Raw genomic sequence first — 6,023 nt, 5'->3', positions numbered from 1 at the left:
TAGACAGGCTTTACGGCGGCCGTCGCGCCACTGGCGCCGCCGGTGTCCGCGCTCGGCCAGCGCGGCCGCCGCGGCCGCAAGGTGCTGCTGGCCGAAGACAATCCGGTCAACGTGGAAGTGGCCAGCGCCATGCTGGAAGGGCTGGGCCTGGACGTCAGCCGCGCCAGCAACGGCGAGGAAGCGCTGCACTCGGTGCAGGCCGACGATTTCGACGTGGTGCTGATGGATTGCCAGATGCCGGTGATGGACGGTTTCGCCGCCACCAGCGAAATCCGCCGCCATGAACAGCAGCGCGGGCGCGCGCGCAGCCTGCCCATCATCGCCATCACCGCCAACGCGCTGCAGGGCGACCGCGAATCGTGCCTGGCGGCCGGCATGGACGATTACCTGAGCAAGCCCTTCACCCAGCAGGCGCTGGGGCAGACGCTGGCGCGCTGGATCAACCTGCCGCGCGCCGCCGCGCCCTCGCCCGAGGCGGTGCCGGCCGGCGAGGACGTGATCAGCCGTCAGGCGCTGGACAACATCCGCGCGCTCAGTCCCGGCCATGGCGACGCCCTGCTCGAGCGCGTGCTGCACGCCTTCCTGCGCGACACCCCGGCCCAGCTCGCCGCGTTGCGCCAGGCGCTGGCCGGCGGCGACGCCGAGCAGCTGCGCAAGACCGCGCACAGCCTGAAGTCCAGCAGCGCCAACGTCGGCGCGCTGGCGCTCGCCCAGCGCTGCAAGGAACTCGAGCAACTGGGACGCAACCACACCACCGCCGGCGCCGCCCCCCTGCTGGCTGACATGGAACGCTCTTTCCAGGCCGCGCGGCAGGCGTTGGGAGCCCTCCTGGAAAAGGAAACCTGAACATGGCAACTTCCCCCAAGCGCGGCCTGGTGCTGGTCGCCGACGACGATCCCACCATGCGCCTGCTGATGCTGGAAATGCTGGCCCAGGTCGGCCTCGACGCCGCCGAGGCCGAGGATGGCTTGCAGGCGGTCGACTGTTACCAGCGCCTGGCGCCCGACCTGGTGCTGCTCGATGTCGACATGCCGGGCCTGGACGGCTTCAGCGTGTGCCGCGAAATCCGCCGGCGCGAATCGCCCGCCGCCGCCACGCCCGTCATCATGGTCACCGGCGGCGACGAGCTGGAATCGGTGACCCGCGCCTACGAGGCCGGCGCCACCGACTTCGTCTCCAAGCCGATCAACTGGCCCATCCTCGGCCACCGCGTGCTGTACGTGCTGCGCGCCAGCGACGCCATCAGCCGCCTGCGCATCGCCGACGCCCAGCACCGCGCCGTGCTGGCCGCCATTCCGGACAGCTTCTTCCGCATGAACCGCGACGGCTACTACCTCGATTACGAGCAGGGCCACGAGGCCAGCAATGTGTTCGCCACCGAGCTGTGCGTGGGCCGCCATCTGCACCAGGTGATGCCGGCCGACATTGCCGAGCGCATGCACGAGGAAGTGCGGCAGGTGCTGGACACCCAGCACATCCGCTCACTCGATTACGAACTGCCCGGTCCGGCGCCGCGCGCGCGCCACGGCGAGCATCCGGCGCCGCAGCCGGTGCGGCATTTCGAGGCGCGGCTGGTGGCCACCGGCCCGGACGAGGTGCTGGGCCTGGTGCGCGATATCAGCGAGCGCAAGCGCAGCGAGGAGCAGATCCGCCGCCTGGCGTACTGCGACAGCCTGACCGGCATCCCCAACCGCCAGGCGTTCCTGGAAACGCTGGAGGCCGAGCTGGTGCGTTCGCGCAAGGCCGGCAAGAAGTTCGCGGTGCTGTTCATGGACCTGGACGCCTTCAAGCGCATCAACGACACGCTGGGCCACGATGTCGGCGACCATCTGCTGAAGGCGGTGTCGGAGCGCCTGCGCGAAACCACGCGCCCGGGCGACCTGGTCTCGCGCGCCGAGCCCGCGGCCAACCTGGCGCGGCTGGGCGGCGACGAATTCACCATTTTGATCCCGGACCTGGAACGCGTGGAAAACGCCCTCAACGTCGCCCACCGCGTCAAGGAAGCCATGCGCCGCCCGTTCCTGCTGGACGCGCACGAAATCTTCGTCACCGCCAGCATCGGCATCTCGCTGTATCCGGAAGACGGCGAGGATTGCAATTCGCTGCTCAAGTATGCCGACACCGCCATGTACCACGCCAAGAACTGCGGCAAGAACAACGCCAAGCTGTACAGCTCGTCGCTGACCATGCAGATCATGAGCCACGTCAAGCTGGAAGTGGGCTTGCGCAAGGCGCTGCAGAACGATGAACTGTACCTGCTGTACCAGCCGCAGATCGACGTCGCCAGCAGCCAGATCGTCGGCTTCGAGGCGCTGGTGCGCTGGCGCCACCCCGAGCGCGGCATCATCTCGCCGACCGAGTTCATCCCGCTGGCCGAGGAAACCGGCCTGATCGTGCCGATCGGCGAATGGGTGCTGCGCACCGCCTGCAAGCAGGCGACCGGCTGGCAGCATCCACGGCGGCGGCCGGTGCGGGTGGCGGTCAACCTGTCGGCCAAGCAATTCAAGGACGAGAACCTGACGCAGATCGTCCTCTCGGCGCTGCACGACAGCGGCCTGCCGGCCGAACTGCTGGAACTGGAACTGACCGAGGGCACGCTGATGGACGACGCGCGCGCCACCATGGTCACGCTGGAGCAGTTGCGCGGCATCGGCGTCTACCTGTCGATCGACGATTTCGGCACCGGCTACTCGTCGATGAATTATCTCAAACGCTTCGACGTGCGCGCGCTCAAGATCGACAAGAGCTTCATCAGCGGCCTGCCGGCCGATTCCGAGAACGCCGCCATCACCCGCGCCATCATCGCCATGGCGCACGGCCTGAAGATGGCGGTGGTGGCGGAAGGCGTGGAAACCGACGCGCAACTGCAGCTGCTGGAACAATACGGCTGCGACATGGTCCAAGGGTATCACCTGGGCCACCCCTCCCCGCCCGACAGCGTCCAGCGCATGCTCTCCAGCCAGCCCGAGCTGGCTACCACCTGATCAACATCACTCTGATTGCATTGGCAATCCGCCGCCAAAAATCACGATCCACCTTCCCGGATCAAAGTCACAGCACGCCATCCTGCTTCATGGCGGCGATGTCGGCGGCGCTGTAGCCGAGCGCTTGCAACACTTCGTCGTTGTGCTGGCCCAGGGCCGGGCCTATCCATTTGGTCTGGCCCGGCGTGGCCGACAGCTTGGGCGAGATGGCCGGCAGCTTGACCGGCGTGCCGTCGGCAAAGTGGTGCTGCTCGAACATCTCGCGCGCCAGGAATTGCGGGTCGCTCATCATGTCGCGCACCGAGTAAATCCTGCCGGCAGGGACGTCGGCCGCCTTCAGCACCGTCAGCGCGCTGTCGATGTCCTGCGTGTCGCACCAGGCCTGGATGGCGTCGTCGATCTTCTGCGTGTGGCGCACGCGGCCGTCGTTGCGCTCCAGTTCGGGATCGCCGGCCAGGTCGATGCGGCCCATGGCCAGCATCAGCCGCTTGAAGATGGCGTCGCCATTGCCGGCAATGACGATGTTCTCGCCGTCGCGCGTGGTGTAGGTGTTCGACGGCACGATGCCCGGCAGCGAGCCGCCGGTGCGCTCGCGCACCACGCCCGCGTGGTCGAACTCGGGCACCAGCGATTCCATCAGGTTGAACACCGACTCATACAACGCCACGTCGACCATCTGGCCCTCGCCTTGCAGCTTGCCGCCGGTGGCGTCGCGGTGGCGCAGCGCCATCATGGCGCCGATCACACCATGCAACGCCGCGACGGAATCGCCGATCGACACGCCGACGCGCACCGGCGGCCGGTCGGCATGGCCGGACACATAGCGCAGGCCGCCCATCGATTCGCCGATGGCGCCGAAACCCGGCAAATCCTTCATCGGTCCGGTCTGGCCAAAGCCCGACAGGCGCACCATGATGGTCGATGGGTCGATCGCCTTCAGCTGTTCATAGCCGAGCTCCCACTTCTCCAGCACGCCGGGACGGTAGTTCTCGATGATGATGTCGGCTTCCAGCGCCAGCTGGCGCGCGATCTCGCGGCCGCGCGCGTGCTTCATGTTCAGCGTCAGCGATTTTTTATTGCGCGACTGGACCGACCACCACAGCGAGGTGCCGTCCTTCAGCACGCGCCATTTGCGGATCGGGTCGCCGCCGTCGGGCGACTCGATCTTGATCACCTCAGCGCCGAACTCGGCCAGCATGCGCGCACAAAACGGTCCCGCGATCAGCGTGCCCAGTTCCAGTACCTTGATGCCGGCCAGTGGCCCGGCGCTGTTTGACCTGGTCATGTCGTCCGTCGATCCAGCATGGCGCGGGCGATGGTGCCGGCATCCACGTATTCGAGTTCGCCGCCGACCGGCACGCCGCGCGCCAGGCGGCTGACCTTGAGGCCGCGCGCCTTCAGCATCTCGCTGATGTAGTGGGCGGTGGCTTCGCCCTCGTTGGTGAAATTGGTGGCCAGCACCACTTCGGTGACCAGCCCGTCGGCCGCGCGCGCCACCAGCTTTTCCAGGTGGATGTCGCGCGGGCCGATGCCGTCCAGCGGCGACAGCCGGCCCATCAAGACGAAATACAGGCCCTTGTAGGTCAAGGTCTGCTCGATCATCAGCTGATCGGCCGGCGTCTCGACCACGCACAGCAGCTGGCGCTCGCGCTGTTCGTCGCTGCAGGTGTCGCACACCTCTTCTTCGGTGAAGGTATTACACAATGCGCAGTGGTGCACGGCGTTGACCGCCTGGTGCAGCGCGCGCGACAGCATGTCCGCGCCTTCGCGGTCATGCTGCAGCAAGTGAAACGCCATCCGCTGCGCCGACTTGGGGCCGACGCCGGGCAGACGGCGCAATGCTTCCGTCAGAAATTCCAGCGACTTGGACATGCCTTAGAACGGCATCTTGAAGCCGGCCGGCAGGTTCATGCCGGCGGTCAGGCCGCCCATTTTTTCGGCGGCGGTGGCTTCGGCCTTGCGCACGGCGTCGTTGAAGGCGGCGGCGACCAGGTCTTCCAGCATGTCCTTGTCGTCGGCCAGCAGCGACGGGTCGATCGACACGCGCTTGACGTCGTTCTTGCAGGTCATCACCACCTTGACCAGGCCGGCGCCCGACTGGCCTTCGACTTCGATCAGGGCCAGCGATTCCTGGGCCTTTTTCATGTTGTCCTGCATTGCCTGGGCTTGTTTCATCAGGCCGGCCAGTTGGTTTTTCATCATGATGGAGTTCTCCGTGGTACTAAGTTAAAAGAGGGGATCACGCGGCGGCAGCATTGGTCTGCGGCGGCACGATGGTGCCCGGGACCACCCAGGCGTCGAATTCGCGGATCAGGCTGTTGACGAAGGGATCGTTGGCGACGGTTTCTTCGGCCGCGCGCTGGCAGGCTTCGCGGTAGGCCTGCGCCTCGGCGCTGGCGGTGTACCAGACGGCGCCCAGTTCGGTGTCCACGCGCACGGCGCGGCCGAAGCGCTCGGTCAGCGCGGCGGTCAGTTTTTCCACGTTGCCCGGCGTGCGCCAGGTTTCGATCGGCACACGCAGCGCGAACACGGCGGCGTTGCCGTCCAGGCTGCAGCGGACCAGCTCGGCCTGCATGGCCAGCTGCTGGGCGGTGCCGCGCAAGGGCAGCGCGGCGGCGACGGCCGGCCAGTTGCCGTCCCAGTTCAGTTCGGGCACCGGCGTGATCGCGTAGGCATACGGCGCCTTGGCCGGCGCGGCGGCGGCGCGGGCCGGCATGGCGATCGCGTGCGGATCGTCCGGCTGCGCCGTGGCCGCTTGTGGTGCGTAAGGATGCGCCGAGTACGCTGGCGACGGCGCGGCAACGGCCGTGTCGTCGGAAAATTCAGTCACCCAGGGCGGTAGGTCATCCTCCGCGGCGGCTGGTTGCTGACGGGACTGGGGGGCAGCGTGTTGCGGCGTGGTCTGCGCGCGCGGCGGGGCTTCCAGAACGGCGGCCTCGGCACTGCCCATGGTGGCGGCAGGCGGCATGTCCTCCCATGGCGCAGGGCGTGCCGGCGCGGCAGCCTGACCGCCTGGTGCGGGGTAGGCTGACGCGGCGG

Annotated in this window: 5 protein-coding genes and 1 pseudogene; 2 read left to right on the top strand and 4 right to left on the bottom strand. The window is 67.6% G+C overall.

Features of this window, described 5'->3' with window-relative positions; genetic code table 11:
- The first annotated feature begins 42 nt into the window (after positions 1-42).
- Positions 43-846, top strand: coding sequence for a response regulator (locus tag E4L98_RS04890; protein ID WP_307722084.1), 804 nt, complete (start codon positions 43-45; stop codon positions 844-846).
- Positions 847-848: 2 nt separating this feature from the next.
- Positions 849-2,984, top strand: coding sequence for a putative bifunctional diguanylate cyclase/phosphodiesterase (locus tag E4L98_RS04885; RefSeq protein ID WP_135200451.1), 2,136 nt, complete (start codon positions 849-851; stop codon positions 2,982-2,984).
- Positions 2,985-3,051: 67 nt separating this feature from the next.
- On the opposite strand, the gene E4L98_RS04880 is transcribed toward E4L98_RS04885, so the two are convergent.
- The 4 genes and pseudogenes from E4L98_RS04880 to E4L98_RS04865 all read right to left on the bottom strand — a co-directional run.
- Positions 3,052-4,269 (bottom strand): CaiB/BaiF CoA transferase family protein, encoded by a 1,218-nt coding sequence (locus E4L98_RS04880; protein ID WP_135200450.1) that lies wholly within the window; start codon positions 4,267-4,269, stop codon positions 3,052-3,054.
- Positions 4,266-4,856 carry a recombination mediator RecR gene (gene recR, locus E4L98_RS04875; RefSeq protein ID WP_135200449.1) on the bottom strand — a complete coding sequence of 197 codons (591 nt, stop codon included), beginning with the start codon at positions 4,854-4,856 and terminating at the stop codon, positions 4,266-4,268. The genes E4L98_RS04880 and recR overlap by 4 nt, the downstream gene beginning before the upstream one ends.
- 3 nt (positions 4,857-4,859) lie before the next feature.
- Positions 4,860-5,186, bottom strand: a complete 327-nt coding sequence (locus E4L98_RS04870) for a YbaB/EbfC family nucleoid-associated protein (protein WP_135200448.1) — start codon at positions 5,184-5,186, stop codon at positions 4,860-4,862.
- Between the two features lie 37 nt (positions 5,187-5,223).
- Positions 5,224-6,023: pseudogene (locus E4L98_RS04865) on the bottom strand (DNA polymerase III subunit gamma/tau); the annotation flags it as partial.

The sequence above is a fragment of the Duganella callida genome, from assembly GCF_004614165.1.
Taxonomy (GTDB): Bacteria; Pseudomonadota; Gammaproteobacteria; order Burkholderiales; family Burkholderiaceae_D; genus Rugamonas; species Rugamonas callida.
Note: the sequence above shows the minus strand (reverse complement) of the source record. Positions and strands in the feature narration are given on the sequence as shown.

Coding starts and splice junctions, on each gene's coding strand:
- E4L98_RS04885 (WP_135200451.1), top strand. CDS start 849: ATGGCAACTTCCCCCAAGCGCGGCCTGGTGCTGGTCGCCGACGACGAT.
- E4L98_RS04880 (WP_135200450.1), bottom strand. CDS start 4,269: ATGACCAGGTCAAACAGCGCCGGGCCACTGGCCGGCATCAAGGTACTG.
- recR (WP_135200449.1), bottom strand. CDS start 4,856: ATGTCCAAGTCGCTGGAATTTCTGACGGAAGCATTGCGCCGTCTGCCC.
- E4L98_RS04870 (WP_135200448.1), bottom strand. CDS start 5,186: ATGATGAAAAACCAACTGGCCGGCCTGATGAAACAAGCCCAGGCAATG.